The organism is Gordonia sp. SL306, from assembly GCF_026625785.1.
GTDB lineage: Bacteria > Actinomycetota > Actinomycetes > Mycobacteriales > Mycobacteriaceae > Gordonia.
In genome coordinates this window covers 3607752-3627477 of the sequence record NZ_CP113063.1, presented here as the reverse complement: position 1 = coordinate 3627477, position 19726 = coordinate 3607752, and the positions used below count along the sequence as shown (strand labels likewise).

General features: G+C 67.0%; 15 protein-coding genes. 2 read left to right on the top strand and 13 right to left on the bottom strand.

Going from position 1 to position 19726, the window contains the following annotated elements; translation table 11 throughout:
* Window positions 1-23: 23 nt before the first annotated feature.
* From OVA31_RS16620 to OVA31_RS16590, 7 genes are all read right to left on the bottom strand, one after another.
* Window positions 24-1745, bottom strand: coding sequence for an adenylate/guanylate cyclase domain-containing protein (locus OVA31_RS16620; protein ID WP_420714056.1), 1722 nt, complete (start codon window positions 1743-1745; stop codon window positions 24-26).
* A gap of 163 nt (window positions 1746-1908) precedes the next feature.
* Window positions 1909-2457 carry a YceI family protein gene (locus OVA31_RS16615; RefSeq protein WP_267627702.1) on the bottom strand — a complete coding sequence of 183 codons (549 nt, stop codon included), beginning with the start codon at window positions 2455-2457 and terminating at the stop codon, window positions 1909-1911.
* 127 nt (window positions 2458-2584) lie between these two features.
* Window positions 2585-3187: an NUDIX hydrolase gene (locus OVA31_RS16610; RefSeq protein ID WP_420714055.1), complete on the bottom strand. Its 603-nt coding sequence runs from the start codon at window positions 3185-3187 to the stop codon at window positions 2585-2587.
* Window positions 3184-4233: a hypothetical protein gene (locus OVA31_RS16605; RefSeq protein ID WP_267631566.1), complete on the bottom strand. Its 1050-nt coding sequence runs from the start codon at window positions 4231-4233 to the stop codon at window positions 3184-3186. Before OVA31_RS16605 ends, OVA31_RS16610 begins: the two co-directional genes overlap by 4 nt.
* A gap of 197 nt (window positions 4234-4430) precedes the next feature.
* Entirely contained in the window at window positions 4431-6140 is a 1710-nt protein-coding gene (locus OVA31_RS16600; RefSeq protein WP_267627701.1) for a hypothetical protein, read from the bottom strand.
* Window positions 6141-6262: 122 nt separating this feature from the next.
* Window positions 6263-7783 carry a long-chain-fatty-acid--CoA ligase gene (locus OVA31_RS16595; protein ID WP_267627700.1) on the bottom strand — a complete coding sequence of 507 codons (1521 nt, stop codon included), beginning with the start codon at window positions 7781-7783 and terminating at the stop codon, window positions 6263-6265.
* Between the two features lie 163 nt (window positions 7784-7946).
* Window positions 7947-9137, bottom strand: coding sequence for a PucR family transcriptional regulator (locus tag OVA31_RS16590; RefSeq protein ID WP_267627699.1), 1191 nt, complete (start codon window positions 9135-9137; stop codon window positions 7947-7949).
* Between the two features lie 189 nt (window positions 9138-9326).
* On the opposite strand from OVA31_RS16590, the gene OVA31_RS16585 reads away from it, so the two are divergent.
* Both OVA31_RS16585 and OVA31_RS16580 read left to right on the top strand, forming a co-directional pair.
* The gene (locus tag OVA31_RS16585) at window positions 9327-11063 is read left to right on the top strand and encodes an aldehyde dehydrogenase family protein (RefSeq protein WP_267627698.1); all 1737 of its coding nucleotides are present in this window, start codon (window positions 9327-9329) and stop codon (window positions 11061-11063) included.
* A 55-nt stretch (window positions 11064-11118) separates the two neighbouring features.
* Window positions 11119-12717, top strand: coding sequence for a GMC family oxidoreductase (locus OVA31_RS16580; protein ID WP_267627697.1), 1599 nt, complete (start codon window positions 11119-11121; stop codon window positions 12715-12717).
* A 227-nt stretch (window positions 12718-12944) separates the two neighbouring features.
* Here the strand turns inward: OVA31_RS16580 and OVA31_RS16575 are convergent, their stop codons facing one another.
* The 6 genes from OVA31_RS16575 to OVA31_RS16550 are packed head-to-tail and all read right to left on the bottom strand — an operon-like array spanning window position 12945 to window position 19682.
* Window positions 12945-14519: a long-chain-fatty-acid--CoA ligase gene (locus tag OVA31_RS16575; protein ID WP_267627696.1), complete on the bottom strand. Its 1575-nt coding sequence runs from the start codon at window positions 14517-14519 to the stop codon at window positions 12945-12947.
* Window positions 14509-15648, bottom strand: coding sequence for an iron-containing alcohol dehydrogenase (locus tag OVA31_RS16570; protein WP_267627695.1), 1140 nt, complete (start codon window positions 15646-15648; stop codon window positions 14509-14511). The genes OVA31_RS16575 and OVA31_RS16570 overlap by 11 nt, the downstream gene beginning before the upstream one ends.
* Window positions 15633-16622, bottom strand: coding sequence for a transketolase family protein (locus OVA31_RS16565; RefSeq protein WP_267627694.1), 990 nt, complete (start codon window positions 16620-16622; stop codon window positions 15633-15635). The genes OVA31_RS16570 and OVA31_RS16565 overlap by 16 nt, the downstream gene beginning before the upstream one ends.
* Window positions 16615-17457, bottom strand: a complete 843-nt coding sequence (locus OVA31_RS16560; protein WP_267627693.1) for a transketolase — start codon at window positions 17455-17457, stop codon at window positions 16615-16617. Before OVA31_RS16560 ends, OVA31_RS16565 begins: the two co-directional genes overlap by 8 nt.
* A 3-nt stretch (window positions 17458-17460) precedes the next feature.
* Window positions 17461-18249 carry an SDR family NAD(P)-dependent oxidoreductase gene (locus tag OVA31_RS16555; protein ID WP_267627692.1) on the bottom strand — a complete coding sequence of 263 codons (789 nt, stop codon included), beginning with the start codon at window positions 18247-18249 and terminating at the stop codon, window positions 17461-17463.
* Window positions 18246-19682: an MFS transporter gene (locus OVA31_RS16550; protein ID WP_267627691.1), complete on the bottom strand. Its 1437-nt coding sequence runs from the start codon at window positions 19680-19682 to the stop codon at window positions 18246-18248. The genes OVA31_RS16555 and OVA31_RS16550 overlap by 4 nt, the downstream gene beginning before the upstream one ends.
* Window positions 19683-19726 lie beyond the last annotated feature (44 nt).

The following is a 19726-nucleotide window of genomic DNA, read 5'->3' as shown; positions in this document are numbered from 1 at the left end:
GCTATTGACGTCGCCGATGGCCGTCAACGGCCGAGAAACCCGGACGGCAGGCGCATCATCCCGGTCAGCCCCACGCGCCGCGCCGGCCGGAGCAGGCCCGAGAGCACCCCGCCGACCGACGGGTTCGCCGGCTCGACGATCAGCGCCGCCGGGGCGAACACCTCCGTCGGCCGCGGCCGACCGCGCAATGTCCGGCTGCCAACCGAACTCCACTCCTCCGCCTCATCTCCCGCAGCGCCGACGGCAGCGTCACCGGCCAGAACCGGGACGGCGGATGTCTTCGCGAGTTCGGACAGCCGCGCGCACTCGTTGACCGGATCTCCGATGACGGTGTACTCGTAGCGCTGTTCGGCACCGACATTGCCCGCGAACGACATCCCGTAGGAAACCCCGATCCCCCACCGGACCGGCAGTTCCTCGAGCCGCACCGCCAGATCCCGCGCGGCCGCCAGGGCTTCGGCTGCCGGATCGTCGATGACGACCGGCACGCCGAACACCGCGAGTGCGGCGTCACCCTCGAATTTGTTGACGAACCCGGAATGGTTGTCGACCACGTCGGCGACGATGGTGAAAAAGCTGTTCAGCAATTTCACCGTGGCCTGCGGGTCCTGCTGGGCGGCAATCGACGTCGACCCCACGATGTCGACGAACAGCACACCGACGAGTGCGTTGGTGCCGTGCATGCCGACCCCACGCTCGAGCGCGAGTTCGGCAACCGTGTCCCCGACGTGGCGGGCGAACAGCTCGCGCATGCGTTCACGCTCGTCGAGTCCCTCCACCATCTCGTTGAAACCGTGTTGCAGGACACCGAGTTCGGAGGAATCGTAGACCGCGACCTGGGCCGATAGGTCCCCTTGCTCGACGCGTTCGACAGCTCGCCGCAGATCGACGAGCGGGTCGGCGATGGCTCGGCCGACGAGGACCATCACGCGGGCTCCGGATGCCAGACCGACGATGGCGAGTACCACGGTCGCCCAGTCGACGGGGCCGACGGCCGGCGGCAGCATGCCCGTCCACCGCCCGATGTTGATGATGAGCAGGCCGAGCATCGGGACGGCCGAGCTCACCGCCCACACCGCGATCATCCTCGTCTGTACGCCGTGCATCACGTGCTGTGCCGGTGCGTCCTGCAGCGCGACCACCGACAACGGCCGGGCGGCCCGCTCGGCGAACACGTAGGTGATGCAGGAACTCGAGAAACCCGCCATCATGAATGCCACTGCGACACCCACCACGGTCTTCTCGGTGAGCTCGTTGGCGGCGAGCACATAGGACAGGACCGCCGCCGACCACGCGATCAGGGTGGCGATCACCTGATAGCCGGGGATGCGCTGCACGGCGCGACGCCGGGCGCGGTCCGCGGGACGCCCGCTGACGAACCAGCGCAGCTGCGGGCGGAACACGGAGAGTCCGAGGGCGACGTTGATGATCAGCCCTATCACGATGGCGATCACGACTGCGGGGAAATTGGGGGCGCCGAGCGTGGTGTCGAAGTTGAGCTGGCCGCCGTTGAACGCGAGTTGCACGAGGAGAAAGGTCTCCACGCCGACGACACAGTTCGTGATGCTGATCGCCAGTGCCGCCGCCGCCGTGGCCCACCGCGCCATTCGCGCGCGCTCGGTCGCAGTCAGGTTGGCCCAATGCTGTGAGATCGGTGCGCTGATGCGACCCCACAGCAATGAGGGCGCATGGACTCCGCCCCACGACCCGACGGTGTCGGACCAGGGGCCGCGTGGTCGCACCATACGGCCACCTCCCTGCCCAGCGGCGTAGTGCAAGCCTACCGAACGCCGCCCTTGCGCCGACCACGAAAACGGGAGCCGACGCCGCGCTCAGGTGTGGCGCGGCATCGACTCCCGTCAGGGGTCGACCCGAGGTGACTCCGGTGCCGAGGTCAGACGGTCGGGATCAGGCCGGCTGGCCTGCCTCGATCTCGAGGGTGATGGTGACCTTGTCACCGACGACGACGCCGCCGCCCTCGAGGGGCATTTCGATGTCGATACCGAAGTCCTTGCGGTTGAGCACGGTCTTGGCCTCGAAACCGGCGACCGGGCCGTGGCCCATGCCCGGGCTCACGCCGTTGAACTCGAGCTCGAGCTCGACGGTCTTGGTGACGCCGCGGAGGGTGAAGTCGCCGGTGAGGACGTAGTCGTCACCCTTGGGGGCAACAGAAGTGGAGACGAAGGTCGCCTTCGGGAACTTCTCTGCGTCGAAGAAGTCGGCGGACTTGATGTGTCCGTCGCGCTGCTCGTTGCCGGTGGTGATCGAGGTGACGTCGATCTCGGCCTGCACGGCAGGGGTGCCGTCCTCGGCGATGGTGATGGTGCCGGAGAAGTTCTCGAAGTTTCCGCGGACCTTGCTCACCATGAGGTGCTTCACGGAGAAGGCGACGGCGGAATGCGAAGCGTCGATCGCCCAGGTGCCGGCGGCGATGGGAGCGGTTACTGCTGTGGTCATGGTGACAAATCCTCCAGGTGGACGGTGATCATGTTCGGTCTGTCAGGGTGGGCCTCTCGACCCATCACACGTTCAAACGGACCGCGGTCCGATTCCATTCCCGAGATCTGGAAAAATTCTCAAAAAATCATCGCCAGGCGAAAACCGGCTGCTCAAAGCCGTCGACACGGGTGGATCTCCCCCGGAGCACGACCTCGGCGAACTGGTAGATGACTGCGGCCGTCGGCGCATGGACCAGGGCGCCGACGATCGGGAGCTGGATCACCGGGCGGTCCGATTCGGGGATGGTGAGGAACCGCGGCTCGACCATCAGCTCGTCGAGCGTGACGAAGAACAACTGCGCCACCTCGTCCGGGCTGGGCGTCGGTTCGGCCTCGCCCTCGGCCCAACAGATGACCGGCGTGATCACGAAGCCGGATCGGGTCGGGTAGTCGTCGAGCATGCCGAGCACGGAGTCCGTGCCGAGATCCAGCCCGATTTCCTCGTGCGTCTCCCGTAATGCCGCTGTCACGGAGTCCTCACCCGGGTCGAGGCGGCCGCCCGGCAGCGCATACTGCGCGGCATGGCGGCGCATCGTCGCGGGCCGCTTCATGAGCCAGATCCCCTGCCGGCCGGCCCGCTCCGCGATGATGATCGCGACCGCGGCCGGGCGGGCTTCGGGCGACGACACTTCGCGGCGGCCGAGCCCGGCAATGCGGGCCGCGGCCTGTGTGCGTTCTGCGGTGATCACACTCTCAGTTGATCATGCTCGCCTGCCGCATCGGCCGCCTGGACCGTCAGTCCGAGGTGGTAAGTCATCACCGCGAGCGCGAAGAGCCCGATCGCGAGGTTGAACAATGCGCCGAAGCCGTCCAGCGCGAAGTCGACCAGTGCATTGGAGAGCGTGAAGACGAGCGCCGCGATGCGCAGCGACCGCAGGGGCCACACGCGAGTGGTCCGTCGGCGGGCGATCATCGCAGGAAGTGACAGCGTCAGAGTCACCACGCCGCTGACCAACAGGATCCACGTCGCGGTCTCGTTGCGGCTCAATTCGAGATAGATGTCGACATCGCCACCCCGCGTGCCGTCGAAGTAGAAGCTGAGGCCGCCGACGATCACCGTGCCAACCGAACTGATCGTGAGCATCCATCCGAAGAACGTGACCCACTTCGGACTCCGCAGGAACCCCGGGATCATCGCCGTGGCCCGGTGGCGCAGACGCATCAGACGATCGGGCGAGTCGGCTCCGGTGTCGAGCAGTGCCCGCAGGTGACCGATCACGTCCGGATCGGCGCCTCGATCTGCCGCGAGGTCGAGGAAATTCTCGGCCTGCTCACGCCTGCGATGCGGAAGGCCGTGCGCGACGCCGTCGGCGATGATCGCCGCCGCATTCGCCAACGCCTCCGCTTCGGACGGCCGCTTGACGTCCCGTACGATCCGGCTGATCAGCAGGATCAGCACGACGAGGACGTACATGATCTCGGCGGACGGACCGTAGAAGTAGTCGTTGTCCTTGGTCACGAACTTCCCGACCTCGTCGAGGAACAGGCCGAACCCGATGCCACCCATGACGACCGCCACGATGCGCGGTGTCGCGCCGAGGAAGAGCCAGCCGGTGACCAATGCGAGCATCATCAGCGCACCGCCCCACAGCGCGTGTGCGATGTGCAGCGTCCCGCCGCCGACCTGTGGATACCCGGTCAGCTGGAGATAGAGCCGCGTCACCAGGATGGTGCCGATGGCGAAGATCAGGAACCACTCGACCGCAGCGGTCCCGTAGATACTGCGAACGATCACCGCGTTGGTGCGCGAATGTCGCGACTCGGTCATGGTCGAAAGTATGGCGAGCGCGTCGGCTCGATCCACCCCGTTCGTCGCAATCCACCTTCGGAGGGTTCACAGGTGGATTGCGGCAATCGAGGTGGATTGGTCTCCGAGGGCACCGGCGCGCACGATCGGCTGACCGGGACAGGGTCGTTTCGTCCGCGGTCCATTCAGCGGCCGCTGAACGCCGCCAGCCGGGTCGAGACCTGCTCGGGCCGCCCGTCGTTCTGCCGCTGGGCCGCGGTCAGCACGTCGATGTGGTTGTAGCCGTGCAGTGTGACCGGAACGTCGGTGGGGTTGTCCGACGCTCCGAGGTCGAGGCCACCGTCACCCTGCACGGTGAGCACGGGATTGCGTTTGACTCCGTCGCGGTAGAGGTAGTGCGCCGCGATCGCCGGAGCGGTCCCCTGCACGAGGTCGGTGTTGATCGCCATCGGGAAATACCATTCGGTGAAGTCGAGCGGCGGCTCGGACAGGCTCCGCACCAGCTGCGCGATCGACGTCACCTCTTTCGACGGGTCGGTGTAGGCGTTCGGGGTGACCTCGTCGTAGTCGGCCCACGTGTAGACGACCCTGGGGTTGCCGTACACCGAAGGCGCTGCCTTGCGGTCGCGCCCGAACACGCTGCCCAGTGCCGGCGCGGCGGCGACGACCTCGTTGGGCACCGGAAAGGACTTGTCCTGCACCGGCCCACGATCGATGAATCCGACACTCGCCTGCAGGAACCCGAGCGGCTGCGAGTTGTCGTCGAGCAAGGCTCCCACAACGGCGTCGTTGGTGGCATAGAGATCGCGGATACTCGGCGATCCCGAGGCGGCCATCAGCGGGTCCTTCGACAGCAACGCCCGCAGGGTGGCATCGATGTTGGGGTTCTGTGGAAGTCGGGAGACGAGATCGTTGATGCCGTCGGGGTTCAGTCGCGCGGCGAGGCCCGCGATCGCGAGCAGATTGGTCGTCTCGGGATTGATGACCGCCGGCAGCCGCAGCACCGGATAGATATCGGTGAGCTCGCCGGAGGCGGCCGCGAGCGGCGCCGCGAGTGCCGGCGGGATGTCGGGGGTGTCGACGCCGCGGATCGGGTTCGGACCGCCGGCCTTGATGACGGTGTCGAGCGCGAAATAGCCTGAGCACTGGTTGAATCCGGCATCGCGCGTGGTTGCACGATTGCCGTCGAAGTCCCAGTTGGCGAAGTACCCGGTGATGAATCCGCCGAGTGAATGTCCGCCGCACATGACTTTCCGCTTTCGAGCCGCCTGGTCGGGGAACTCGAGCCGGAGTACGTCGTACTCGTCACGCAGTGTCTGTGCGAGCCCCACGTCCCCCAGCCAGGCCGTGGCCGGACCGTCGGCGTAGCCGCCGAATCTCCGCCCGTACACCGATGATCCGTGGAAGTAGTAGTCGGTCGCGACATCGAGGTTCTTCGCCGAGAGCGCAGCCTGGGTTCCCGTGTGGTCCTCGAGGCAGTTGGATCGGCGGTCGAGGGCCCAGAACTCGATATGACGTCCCTGCGCCGCCGCGGCGGCCACGGTGTTGCGCGCCACGGATTCGAACGCCCCGGCACCTTCGAAGATGCCGGGCTGGGCGACCAGCACGCGGTCGGCATCGACCGATCTCGCCGGCCCGTCCGCCGAGCGGTATCTGAGATAGGAGAGGCGATCACACGCGGCGGGATGAGCCTTCGCGGTCGCCGGCAGCGGCACCCTGAGACTGACCACCGATGCGATCACGTCGGTCACCGGCGACGATGACGCGATCCGGTGTTCGATCCGGCTCGGTGATGGTCGACCGGCCGCCATCGGAAGATCGGCGGTCTGCCCGATCATCACGCCCACCAGCCCGGAAACCGCGAGCGCGAACGCCCATCGCACAGACAACTTCATCCGCCCCATCCCCCGCCGAAGTCGATCGGATGCGGCGGAGCGTAGCGCGAACGCCGAGGGTGTGGAGTCGTTTTTGCCCAACCGGGGGGGTCGCAACCTGCGGTGGGCACCGGCCCACCGAACTACGCGCGTCCCGTGCTGCTCTCGACGTCCGACACGTTGATCTCCCGGCGCAGGATCTTGCCCGTGGCGCCCTTCGGCAGCTCGGGGAGGAACCAGATGTGACGCGGGTACTTGTAGGCGGCGACGCGCTCCTTGACGAAGTCGACGAGTTCGCCCGGGTCGGTGGCAGCTCCCGGCTTCAGCGCGACCGCGGCGCCGATCTCTTCGCCAAGGGATTCGTGCGCGATTCCGACGACGGCCACTTCGGCGACCGCGGGATGTTCGTAGAGAACTTCCTCGATCTCACGCGGGTACACGTTGTAGCCGCCGCGAATGATCAAGTCCTTCTTGCGGTCGACGATGAAGAAATAGCCGTCCTCGTCCACGGTCCCGATGTCGCCGGAGGCGAACCACCCCTCCGCGTCGATGGCCGCAGCCGTCGCGTCGGGCTGATTCCAGTAACCCTTCATGATGTTGTGGCCGGCGATCTGGATCTCGCCGGGCTCTCCGGTGGCGACCTCGTTCCCCTCGCCATCGACCGCCCGCATCCGGACGCCCTCGATCGGGGTGCCGATCGAACCCGCCTTCCGCTCGCGGTCAGGATGGTTGAACGACGCGACCGGTGAGGTCTCCGACAATCCGTAGCCCTCGAGGATCATGCATCCGAAGGTCTTCTCGAAGTCGTTGAGCACCTGAACGGGCAACGACGCCCCGCCTGATGCACAGGTTCGCAGGCTCGCGGTTGCCGACGGGCCGAACTCCTGCGCCACACTCAACATCGCCGCATACATCGTGGGGACGCCCAGGAACACCGTCACCTGGTCCCGCTCGATCACCTGCAAGGCGGTACGCGGATCGAATCGAGGGATGAGCGTCAAGGTCGCGCCGACCAGCACCGAAGTGTTCATCCCACAGGTGAGCCCGAACACGTGGAACAGGGGCAGACATCCCATGACGACGTCGCCGAACCCGATCCCCAACAGGGTCCGCGCAGTCACCTCGCAGTTGTGCGCTAGCCCGCCGTGGGTCAGTTCAGCGCCCTTCGGCTTGCCGGTGGTTCCCGAGGTGTGCAGGATCACGGCGGTGTCGGAGTCCTCGCAATCGACGGGGCTCTGCTGAGCCGGCAGGTCAGCGATCATGTCGGCCAGACCCGCATCGTCGACCAGCCACAACCGGCCACCCGCCGCGTCGACGGCCGCGCGCGCCTCGTCGGCGAACAGCGGCGTCGCGAACAGCGCGGACGCTCCGGTGTTGCTGAGGTAGAACTCGATCTCACGAGCCTTCAGCAGCGGATTCATCGGCACCGCGATCGCACCGCGACGGAGAATCCCGTAGAACGCCAGCGCGAAGGCCGGTGTGTTGCCCAGCATGATGCCGACACGGTCCCCCGGCCCGATCCCCTCCCGGTCCAGCAGCGTCGCGATCCGCGCTGCGGCGGAGTCGAACTCGGCGAAGGTCAACGCGAAGTCGTTGCACCGCAACGCGACGGTGTCACCGTGATCGCGCGCCGTGGCAACCAGGTTCATGGAAAGGTTGGTCATCGCTGTACTCCTGGGACTTGATGTGGGACTTGATGTCGTGAATGTCTCATATTGTCGGGCACGCCCGATCGGGCGTCGATGGTCGCTGCCACATGCGATCGGCGACCGTGTTGTTCATCCGCACATCCCGGGGCCGACACCCGATGACGCATCGTCGGGTTCTTCACACCCGCCCATCACCGAGGAGCTGTACCGACCGCAGCGCGAGGTACAACTCGGTGGCGTCCACCGGCTTGTCGAGAGACCGATTGGTGAGATCGCGGATCTTGCGCAGCCGGTACAGCACCGTGTTGCGGTGGAAATGGAGCCGTTTCGCCGTTGCCGCTGTCGAACCGTCGCACTCGAACCACGCCTCGAGAGTCGCGAGCATCTCCTCGCGTTCGTCCTCGGGCAGGTTCAGCAGAGGCCCCAACGTGCGGGCCGCAACCTCACGCGCGGTATCCGGGCTGCGGACGAGAAGTAGTGCCAGCGTGAGACTTCCGTATCGGCTGAAAGTCGCCGCACCAGGAGGAACGGAGCGTCGGGCAAGGCGCGCCTCGTCCACAGCACGCGCGATCTCGATGGGCATCGAGAACGGCCCGCTCACACCGACACGTAGGTCGAACACCGTGCCGAGTTCGGTGAGCCCGGCCTCGATGTCGGCATCGTGCCGGCCGCAGATCAATCCGAGATACCCGTCGGGTCGCGCGTCCCAGACCGACGTGATGCCCTTGCTCTGCAAACGGCCTGCGGTATCGCTCGCCGTGGCAGGGCGCGACTCGGGACTCTCCGCACACACCACGACGTAGCTCGCACGTTCCGGCAGACCGAGGGCCCGCATGGCGTCGATGATGGCTGTCGGGTTGTCCGAGTGGTCGTCGAACACCGTCCGCACGAGGAGCGCTCGCGCCTCGGCGTCGGCATGGGTGAGCAGGATCTCCGCCTCCCGATAGCCCTCCACGGCGGCATCGGAGTACCTGTCGATCGCGGCCCAGAGCTGACCGGGAACGTCGAGCAGTTCGACCGGCGAGACACCGCGAGAGCCGCGCAACATCTGCTCCCAGATCAGCTGACCACCGAGCCGGTACGCGCGTAGCAGCGCCGGGAGCGGGATCGCTTGCTCGGCCTTGAGTCGGCCTGTCGCGCGCGCGACGTCGATCCGAAACCGGCCGCGACCGGCGAGCACTGTGAGGATCGAACTCAGATTCTCGGTGCACGCAGCCGACAGTTGCTCCAGCGTGAGCAACTGCGACTCGAGGTACGTCGCCTCCGCCCTCTGCAATCGTTCGACAAGGGTCTCGGTGAGAGCAGGCAAGTCGTCGAGCAGGTCGGCGGCGAGCGCAGCTGCCGTCGAGCTGCTGGTTGAGATGGCCACGGCTGACATCGTAGCGGGCCACGGTGAGCTGCACCACTTCGGCCTTGTGCCAGTGCACAAGGACACGTGGCCGACAGCGTGGCCGTCGCCTATGGCGGCAACCGTGGTCCACCACGAAGAATCCAGGTATCGGGCCATCACCCAATCCACGAGCAGTAACCACGAGACCACAGGAGTTGATCAACGCACATGAGCGTCGACACACACCAGACCGCCGATCACCGAGACTTGATCGACGCCGCGCTCTCTGATCTGTCCGCAGGTGAGAAGGCCTGGGCCGGCTTGTCCCTGCTCGAACGCGCCGACCTTCTCGACCGAGTCCGGGAACGCACCGGGACACACGCCGCCGACTGGGTCGCGGCGTCGGCGTCGATCAAACGGCTCGGGCCGCATTCGGCCCTCCTCGGCGAGGAATGGATGTCCGGCCCCTACGCATTCGCCACCGGCCTCGGTGCCGCTGCACAAACGCTTCGCGACCTGGCCGCGGGTCGCAGCCCCATCGCCGACGCCGCATTCGGGACCGCAGCAGGCCAGACAACCATCCGGGTTCTGCCGTCGTCGCATTACGACTCGCTGCTGCTCAATGGCTTCACCGCCGACGTGTGGCTGCGGCCCGGGGTGGATGCCGCGCAGGCCACAGCGGCGGCAGGTCTCGCACAACTCGATCCCACTGCCACGGGCGGCATCGGCGTCGTCCTCGGCGCCGGCAACATCACGTCGATCGCCCCGCTGGACGTGATCTACGAACTGCTCGCCCACAACCGGGTCGTCGCCCTCAAGCTCAACCCGCTCACCGATCCCCTGCTGCCTGTTCTCGAGCGGGTGCTCGAACCCCTGATCTCACTCGGCGCGATCCGAATCCTCACCGGCGGAGCCGATGTCGGCGAGTACCTCGTCGGCCACGACGCGGTTGCGCACGTCCACATGACCGGCAGCGCCAACACGCACGACGCGATCGTCTGGGGAACCGGAGAGGAGGCCGAGCGGCGCAGGGCATCCGGAGAGCCGCGCCTCACCAAGCCGATCACCAGCGAACTCGGCGGTGTGTCCCCGGCCATCGTGGTGCCCGGCCGATGGAGCACAGCGGACCTGCGCTACCAGGCCGAGCACATCGCGACCCAGCGTCTGCACAACGGCGGATACAACTGCGTGGCCGCCCAGGTCGTCATCGTCTCCGCCGACTGGGACCAGAAGCAGGAGTTCCTCGACGCGCTCCGCGAGGCGTTCGCCTCCGCCCCGGCGCGGGTCTGCTACTACCCGGGCAGCGACGACCGCGTCGGCGCCGCCCGCACGGCGTACCCGACGTCGGAACAACTCGGCACGGCAGGTGAGCGACTGCTGATCACCGGGCTGTCCCTCGACGACCGGGGCGAGCGGAGTGACGAGGACATCCTGCACACCGAGTACTTCGGACCGGTCCTCGGTGTTCTCGAACTTCCGGGAACGGGTGCCGACTTCCTCACCAGCGCAACCGATGCCGCGAACAATCACTTCCTCGGCACCCTCGGGGTCAACGTGATCGCACACCCTGCTTCGATCGCCGGACTCGGCGGGGCCTTCGAGTCGATGATCGCCGACCTCCGCTACGGGACCATCGCCGTCAACGCGTGGACCGGCGTGGGCTTCCTCAGCGCCGCGGCAACGTGGGGCGCGTTCCCCGGTCACACGATGGACGACGTCCAATCGGGAACCGGTGTGGTGCACAACGCCTTCCTCCTTGCCGACACCGAACGCACGGTGGTTCGCGGGCCCTTCCGGCCCGCACCGCGCTCGGTTCTGCATCGTGAATGGTCGATCTCCCCGAAGCCGCCGTGGTTCGTCACCAACCGGACAGCCGCAACCACCGGTCGCCTGCTCGCCGACTTCGCCAGCGCGCCGTCTCCGCTGAAATTGCCCGCCATCTTCGCCTCCGCCCTGCGCGGCTGAAGACAACTGCGGCTGAACACAACTACGGCTGACCATCCCACCACGAAAGGCCACCATGCCCAGCACAGCACCACGCACCGTCGACTACGTCGTCGTCGGGACCGGATCCGCCGGTGCCGTCGTCGCCAACCGACTCAGCGCCGACTCCCGCAACGAGGTCCTCGTCCTCGAAGCCGGGACGAAGGACTCCGACAAGTTCATCCACATCCCCGCGGCGTTCTCGAAATTGTTCGGCAGCGCGTCGGACTGGGACTACTCGACCGAGCCGCAGGCGGAACTGGGCGGTCGACGCGTCGTCTACCCACGCGGCAAGACGCTCGGCGGCTCGTCGTCGATGAATGCCATGATGTGGGTTCGCGGATTCGCCGCCGACTATGACGAGTGGGCCGACCATGCGGGTGAGGACTGGTCGTTCAACGGTCTCGTCGAGTACTTCCGGCGCATCGAGAACGTCGCGGGCGCCACCGAGAACGACGAAGGCACCACCGGGCCGTTGCACGTGTCACACCAGCGCTCGCCGCGCCAGCTGACCCGCGCGTTCCTCGACGCCGCGGCCGAATGCGGACACACCGTGGAACGTGCGAATCTGCCGGAGCCGAAGGGTTTCTCGCAGACGATGGTGACCCAGCACAAGGGCGCACGGTTCAGCACCGCCGACGCATATCTGCGTCCCGCGCGCAAACGAAAGAACCTCGGCCTCGTCACCGAAGCGCTCGCCACCAAGGTGTTGTTCGAGGGCACCCGCGCGGTCGGCGTCGAGTACACCCAGGCCGGTCGGACGCAGACCGTGCACGCGCGACGTGAGGTCGTGCTGTGCGGCGGCGCCGTCAACACCCCGCAGTTGCTCATGCTCTCGGGCGTGGGCGACAGCGACGAGCTCGCCGGGCACGGCATCCGCACCGTCGCGCACAACGGCGGCGTCGGCCGCAACCTGCTCGATCACCTGCTGGCGCCGATCGGCTGGGACGTCGACTCCGGGACGCTGCGCGACGCCGAGAGCCCTCGCCAACTCGCCGACTACCTGCTGCGCCGTCGCGGCATGCTGACCTCGAACGTCGGCGAGGCCTACGGATTCATCCGCAGTCGCGACGACTTGCGCCTGCCGGATCTCGAGCTGATCTTCGCGCCTGTCGCGTTCTACAACGAAGGGGTGGGCGAGGCGTATCCGCACCACGCCGTCGCGATGGGTCCGATCCTGGTCCAGCCGAAGAGCACCGGAACGATCACGCTGCGCTCCGCGGACCCGACCGCGAAGCCGATGATCGACCCGCGCTACCTCAGCGATCCCGCAGGCGTCGACCGCGCGGCGATGATGCAGGGACTGCGGGCGACCGTCGAGATCGCACAGGCGCCGTCACTGCGGGGGCGCCTCGGCGTGGTCTCGCAGCCGCGCACCGACTCGCGCGTGCCCGACGACGCCATCCTGACCGAGGTGCTGGACCGTCACTCGCACACCCTCTATCACCCGGTGGGCACCTGCCGGATGGGCACCGACGCCGAGAGTGTCGTCACGCCCACCCTCGCGGTTCGGGGTGTCTCGGGCCTGCGCGTCGCCGACGCCTCGATCATGCCCACGATCGTCCGAGGGCACACCCATGCCCCGTCGGTGATCATCGGTGAGAAGGCGGCGGATCTGATCCTCGCGGATCGCTGATCTGTCGCCTGCCAGGACGTGCGCGATAATTGGTCGCCTGCTCGGGCGGCGGCGATCGATACGCGTTGGACGCCATCGGTCCACAGTCAAAATAGATGCGTAGATGAGCGGCCGAAGGCGTTATTCATGCGTCCCCAGCAGAACGCGGGCGCGAGAACGACAACGGTGATCGGCCTGCCATGAAATGCCGTCGGCTCCCGCCGAGCCCTCCGGCAGAGACAGCGATTTCATATGCCTCTCGTGCGCAGGACGTTCTTCTGGACCTTGCCGGTCGACGTCTTCGGCAGGTCGGCGAACACGATCTCCCTGGGCACTTTGAACCGGGCGAGACTCTCGCGGGCGAAAGCGATCAGATCGTCGGCCTCCACCTGGGCACCACCACGCACGGTCACGTAAGCGACCGGAATCTCGCCCCAGCGCTCGTCGGCGCGTCCGACCACTGCCGACTCGACGACGTCCGGATGTCCGTCGAGAACACGTTCGACCTCGACCGAGGCGATGTTCTCGCCACCGGAGATGATGACATCCTTGCTGCGGTCACGGATCTCGACATACCCGTCGGGATGCATCACCGCGAGGTCACCGGTGCGCAGCCAACCGCCGGTCGTGGCTTTTGCGGTCGCGGCCGGATCGCGGTAATAGCCGAGCATCACGTTGTTGCCGCGGACTACCAACTCCCCCTGCGCCTCCCCGTCGGCCGGGACGTCGACGCCCTCGGGGGTCACCACCCGGACGTGTCCCGCGGCGATGTTGCCGATGCCCTGTCGCGCGGTGCGCACGGCTCGGTCGGCGGCCGACTCGACGTCCCAGTCCGGCTGCCACTGGTTCACGACGATGGGACCGAACGTCTCGGTCATCCCGTACAGGTGGGTGACCTCGATCCCGAACCCGGCCATCCGCGCGAGCAGGGCCGGCGACGGTGGCGCGCCGCCGGTTCCGGCCTGCACGGTGCGCTCAAGCGCGGCGGCGGCCGGGTCCTCGGCGATCATGGTCAGGACCGTCGGGGCCGCGCTGAAATGTGTGATCCCGTCCTCGACGAGATGGCGCCAGATCTGCGCGGTATCGATGCTGCGCAGACAGACGTGCGTGCCGCCCGCCGCGGTGACCGCCCAGGTGAAACACCATCCGTCGCAATGGAACATCGGCAACGTCCACAGATATCGCGAACCGGGGCGGAGACCCGCGTGGTAGGCCATCGCCACCGACTGGAGGTAGGCACCACGGTGGTGGTACATCGCGCCCTTGGGTCTGCCGGTGGTCCCCGACGTGTAGTTGACGGCGAGGAGTCCTCGCTCGTCCGGCTCGCGGTACACCGGCTCCGACGCGCCGTCCAAGAGTTGTTCGTACTCGTCCGATGGCTCGTCGCCCGCGACCACCACACGCACGCCGGTCGCAGCACCGACCGCGCGCGCTCGCTCGGCAAATTCGGCGGTCGCCACCAACAGCGTTGCCCCACTGTGCTCGATGATGTAGACGAGTTCAGCCTCCGACAGTCGGATGTTCAACGGCACCAACACCGATCCGTGCGCCGGAACGGCATTGTGCAACTCCAGCATCACGTGGCTGTTGGCGCACAGAGCCGCGACCCGATCTCCGGAGCCGATCCCCAGGCCCTCCAGGGCGGACGTGAGCCTGTCGACGCGCCGATGGAAGTCGGAGTAGGTGAACCGCCGATCACCGTCGACGATGGCGATCCGGTCCGCGAAGACGTGCGCCGCCCGGTCCAGAAACGTCGCGGGGCTCAGTGCCGAGAAAGTGAACTCCGCAGGTACCGGGGGCACGGGTCGATCCTCAGATGCCATCTGAGGCCGCCTCCCGTTCCACGTCGTCGATGGCCGCGGCGATACGTGCGGCGGACGCGTCGACCCACGTGTTTGCCACATGGGGGGCCGCGGCGGCAGCGGCGCCGAGAGCGGCGATCTCCTCGCTCGTCGGGGACGGCATATCGAGGTCTGCGAGCGACGTCGGCAGGCCGACTTCGGTCAGGAAGTCGCGGATCTCGCGCCGGTCGACCTCGGGGTCGTTCTCGAGCGCGAGTTGCACCAGGAGCCCGTAGGCGACGTGGAACCCGTGGAGGTGCTTCGATGATCCGCGCCCGACCTGGAGCCCGCGTGTCATACAGTGCGCGATCGACAGACCACCGTTCTCGTATCCGATGCCCGACAACAGGATCACTGCTTCGACGACGGCTTCGACCTCAGCCGTGACCCGACCGCCCACGACATCGCGGATCGCGGCCACACCGTCACGCAACAGCACTCGCGAGCAACCGTCCGCGATCACCTCACCGATGATCAGCGGTCGGGTCCCCTGGGTTGTGACACCGCGACCCCGCGCGCAGGACCGTGCCTCGAACTTCTTGGACAACGCGTCCCCGATTCCCGACACCAGGAACCGGATCGGGGCGTTCGCGATGACCTCGGTGTCGACGACCACCGCGGCCGGGTTGCTCGGCAGTCTGCCGAGTTCCGACAAACGGCCCTCGTCGTCGTAGAGCGCGTAGATGCTCGCCGTCGGGCCGTCATTGGACGCCGTCGTCGGGACCGAGATCATCGGGCGCTCGAGCCGGTGGGCGACGCCCTTCGCGACATCGAGGGCCTTGCCTCCACCCACACCGACGATGACGTCGCCGAAACCGGTCGCGACGCGGTCGACGGTGGCCGCGATGTGGCCGCGGGTCACCGGCCCCCGATACGGCACGACCTGGTGCGCGAGCGGGGCCGACTCCATCGACGCGGTCAGACGTGCGCCGAGTAGCTCCACGATGTCGGCGTCGATCACCACGACCGGGCGGGCGCCGTGTTCGGCGACGATCGCGCCGAGCTTGTCGAACACTCCAGGCCCCTGCACGTACTGCTGAGGCGCCGCGAACCTGCGGGCCGCGCGTTCGACGCCGACGCCGTCGAGGATCGCGCTCATGTGTGCGGCCATTCGCCGGTGATGACCGCGCGGGTGATCGCGTCCTCGTCCAGCCCGAACAGCGTCTCGTTGTAGGACTGGGATCCACACGGGTGGAATCGGTCGCCGAGGCCGATGCGCATCACCGGGACAGAGATTCCGCGGTCGGCCAGCGTCTCGACCACCGCGGTACCGAGGCCTCCCGAGCGGAGCCCGTTCTCCACCACGATCACCCGGCCGGAATCCGCGGCGACCGCGGCGATGGCTTCGGTGTCCAACGGTTTGATCGTCGGCACGTGCAGGACCGACGCGGATATGCCCTGCCGCTCAGCGGTCGCCGCGGCCTTCAGCGCGCGTGCGGTCATGAAGCCGGTGCCGATCACCGCGACGTCACGACCGGGTCGGAGCAGCCGCGCACGCCCGATCTCGAACCGGAAATCGCTCTCGTCGAACACTACCGGCACCTTGCCGCGCAGATTGCGGATGTAAAAGGTCCCCGGCGTCTCGGCGGCCGCCCGAATCACGTGGCGCAGCTCGACCGCATCGCATGGGTCGATGACGGTGAGATCGGGGATCGACCGCATCACCACCAGATCCTCTAGGGATTGATGGGTCGCACCATAGGGATTCACGAGGCCGGGAGAGCCGGCGACGATCTTCACGTCCGCCTTGCTGTGCGCACACGACACCGCGATGAAGTCGAGCGCGCGCCGGGTGAGGAAGGCGGCGTATGTCGCGCAGAAGGCGATCTTGCCGACCTTGGCCAATCCGGCCGCCATCATCACCGCGTTCTGCTCGGCCATCCCGGCGTTGAAGTACCGTTCCGGGAACCGTTCCCGGAACGGGATGATGTCGGAGTACTTCGACATGTCGGCGCTGAGCCCGACGATCCGCTCGTCCCGCGCGCCCAGTTCGGCGAGCTCGTTGCCGAAGGGTGCGCGTTCGTACGGCCCGTCGACCTCGGCGATCTCACCCATGCCACCCGCACGGTTCCTGACCTCAGCCACGGTTCTCCTCCAGTTCGGCGATGAGTCCGGCCCACTCGGTGTCGGCGACCCGGACAAAATGTGCTCGTTCCCTCGCGACCAGGGTCGGCACCCCGGTCCCTGGTGTGGTGCGGGCGATCAGGACCCGCGGGGTGTCCGCAGGTGCAGTGGCCAGGGCGTCGAATGCGCTGGTGATCGCGTCGATGTCGTTGCCGTCGACCTCTTCCACCGCCCACCCGAACGCCCGCCACTTGTCGGCGATCGGTTCCATGTTCAGCACGATGGGACCGTCGGCCTGGATGCCGTTGCAGTCGACGACCGCGGTCAGGTTGCCGAGGCCGAAGCTCGACGCCGACATGGCCGACTCCCAGGTGGCACCTTCTTGCAGCTCACCGTCGGAGAGCTCGACGATGATCCGCTGGTCGCCGCCGTCGAGCCGGAGTCCGAGCGCCATCCCGACCGCCTGCCCGAGGCCGTGCCCGAGTGAACCGCCGGTGATCTCGACGCCGGGTGTCTCGTCGAAGGTGCTCATCGGGAGCTCACTCCCGTTGAGTCCGTAGTCATCGATCTGCTGCTCGGTGAGGACACCGAGATCGGCGAGCACCGCGTATAGAGCGATCGAGTAATGCCCGGTCGACATCAGGAACCGGTCGCGGCCGGCCCAGTCGGGGTTCTCGGGATCGAATCGCAGTTGCCGCGAGTAGATCACCGCGAGGAGATCGGCGATGCCCAGCCCCTGCGCGATGTAGCCCTCACCCTTGTCGGCGGCCATCCGCATCATCGCCGATCGCAGGCGATACGCGGTGTCGCGAAGCGTGGTAGCCGACGGTGTGTCGACTGTGTTGTCCACCAGCATGTCTCAAGGAGCCTCTCTGGTCAGGTCGGCCGAGGCCGAGTGGAATGTGCCGTCGATGGTGATCCCGCCATCGACGCGCAGGACGGTGCCGGTGACGAAGGAGGCATCGGCGGAGACGAGGAACGAGGTGGCGGAGGCGATCTCCTCCGGCAGTCCGAAGCGCCGCAGTGGCGTGCGATCCAGCAGCCGATCCTCGTCGAGGGTTCCCGACTCCAGACCGGACCGCATCATCCCGGTGTCGATGTACCCGGGCGCCACGGCGTTGACGCGGATCCCGTACGGACCCCATTCGGCGGCGAGGGTCCGGGTGATCCCGGTGACGCCCGATTTCGCTGCGGTGTAGGCCAGTCGGTGCGGCAGTCCGAACGTCGAACCCACTGACGCGAGGTTCACAATGGCCGCGGCCGGCGCCTCCCGGAGCAGCGGAAAGGCCTGTCTGCTGCATCGCATCGTCCCACCCAGGTGGACATCGAGTTCCCGGAGCCATCGGTCCGAGTCGATCTCCTCTGCGTTGGACCGTGAGATGATGCCCGCGTTGTTGATCAGGACGTCGAGGCGTCCGAACCGGTCGGCCACCGCATCGATCCCCCGGCGCACCGACCTGTCGTCGGTGACGTCAAGGACCATGGCCGTGCCCGATACCTCGGCGGCGGCCTGATCAGTTCGGGCGGCGTCGATGTCGGCGATCACGATCTCGAGACCATCGGCGGCCAGGCGGCGGGCCATCGCGAGCCCCAGGCCCTGACCGCCGCCGGTGACCAACGCGACGCGCGGTGAGTCACTGCCGGTCATTTCCCGGACACCTCACGAACGACCATGTCGCCCTCGGCTTCCGCGATCTCATTGAGGTCATGAGTGGTGTCGAACGGTTCCCAACGGATCAGCATGCAGATCGCCGCTCCGATGAGCGGGACCGCCACAAAGATCGTGATAGTGGTGCTCAGTCCGAGCGACTCGGACATCCTGGGAAAGGCGTACAGGCCGACGATGCCGCCTATGCTCTGCGAGATGGTGGCCAGCTGTCCGCCACGGCCACGCAGGTCGGACGGATAAGCCATGGCGGCCATCGTCAGTCCGGACACACCCGGCCCGGCGGAGTGGAAGAAGATGAACATCGCCGGGACCAGGAAGGCAAGGAGAATCGGCAGCGAGTCGAAGAAGACGCCGAGGATCAGGATCATCGCCGCTACCGCGAGGAAGCCGTACTTCGCGGCACCGTTGGCGCCGAGTTTCGATGCGACCCAGATCGATGCGATACCACCGACGATGCCGAAGACGTTGAACACAATGGAACCGAAGGTGGCCTCACCGAAGTTCTCCCCGAACAGGCTCAGGGCGATGACCGGGAGGTAGTAGGCGACGGCGTAGTACTGCAGGGCCTGCATCATGGTGACGACGTTGGCGAGGATGGTGCGTGCCCGGAAGCGAACGCTGAACAGTTCGGTCCAGCGGCGTTCCTTCTTCGGCTCCTCGATGGCCGCCTCGAGATGTCCGGTCGGGTACGTCGCGGAGATCCGATACATCTTCTGCAACGACGTGGTCAGTTCGGAGAGCCGACCCTTCTTGGCCAGCCAGCGCGGGCTGTCAAGCATGAGGGTCCACTGGGCGATCGCGACGACGAAGGCGAAGATCGCGGCGGTGACCAAACCCCAGCGCCAGATACTCAGACCGACGTCGAGGTGGTACAGGCAGAGCACGATGACCAGCGCCACCACTGTGGAGATGTACCACTGGGCCTGCCAGAAGTTCAGCAGATACTGACGCCTCTTGGGCAGGTTCTCCGACAGGTAGGCCATCGCCACGCCGAGGTCGACGCCGTAGGCCGCACCCGCAATGCAGCGGGCCAGCACCAGCATCGCGAAACTCGGCGCACCAGCCATCAACAACGCCGCGACGACCGCGATGAGCTTGGCCACCACCATGATCCTGACGCGGCCGTAACGGTCGGCAAGCAGACCACACGTCGCCGCCGCGATCAACGTGGCGACATAGCCGTAGGCGCTGACCAGACCGACACCGTTCGCGTCGAGATTCAGCTGCTCACTCATGGGGGCGGTGCCCGAGCTCAGGACCGCCAGGAAATAGGCCTCGAAGGCGATCCCGGCGAGGCCGAGCACGAGCATGACCTTGTGTCTGCGGGTCTTGATGTCCTCGGAGTCGACCAGATGGTCGACCTCCGATACCGAGGTCAGCGCCCGGTTTCGGGCAGGGAGTACTTGGGTCATGGTGATTCCGTTCGGTGAGTGCCCACACCTCACAGTGGGCAGGA

Bases quoted from the DNA above. Each gene is read 5' to 3' on its own strand.
- OVA31_RS16550 (WP_267627691.1), bottom strand. From the start codon at position 19,682: ATGACCCAAGTACTCCCTGCCCGAAACCGGGCGCTGACCTCGGTATCG.
- OVA31_RS16560 (WP_267627693.1), bottom strand. From the start codon at position 17,457: ATGCTGGTGGACAACACAGTCGACACACCGTCGGCTACCACGCTTCGC.
- OVA31_RS16580 (WP_267627697.1), top strand. From the start codon at position 11,119: ATGCCCAGCACAGCACCACGCACCGTCGACTACGTCGTCGTCGGGACC.
- OVA31_RS16615 (WP_267627702.1), bottom strand. From the start codon at position 2,457: ATGACCACAGCAGTAACCGCTCCCATCGCCGCCGGCACCTGGGCGATC.
- OVA31_RS16600 (WP_267627701.1), bottom strand. From the start codon at position 6,140: ATGAAGTTGTCTGTGCGATGGGCGTTCGCGCTCGCGGTTTCCGGGCTG.
- OVA31_RS16595 (WP_267627700.1), bottom strand. From the start codon at position 7,783: ATGACCAACCTTTCCATGAACCTGGTTGCCACGGCGCGCGATCACGGT.
- OVA31_RS16570 (WP_267627695.1), bottom strand. From the start codon at position 15,648: ATGGCCGCACACATGAGCGCGATCCTCGACGGCGTCGGCGTCGAACGC.
- OVA31_RS16585 (WP_267627698.1), top strand. From the start codon at position 9,327: ATGAGCGTCGACACACACCAGACCGCCGATCACCGAGACTTGATCGAC.
- OVA31_RS16555 (WP_267627692.1), bottom strand. From the start codon at position 18,249: ATGACCGGCAGTGACTCACCGCGCGTCGCGTTGGTCACCGGCGGCGGT.
- OVA31_RS16620 (WP_420714056.1), bottom strand. From the start codon at position 1,745: ATGGTGCGACCACGCGGCCCCTGGTCCGACACCGTCGGGTCGTGGGGC.
- OVA31_RS16575 (WP_267627696.1), bottom strand. From the start codon at position 14,519: ATGGCATCTGAGGATCGACCCGTGCCCCCGGTACCTGCGGAGTTCACT.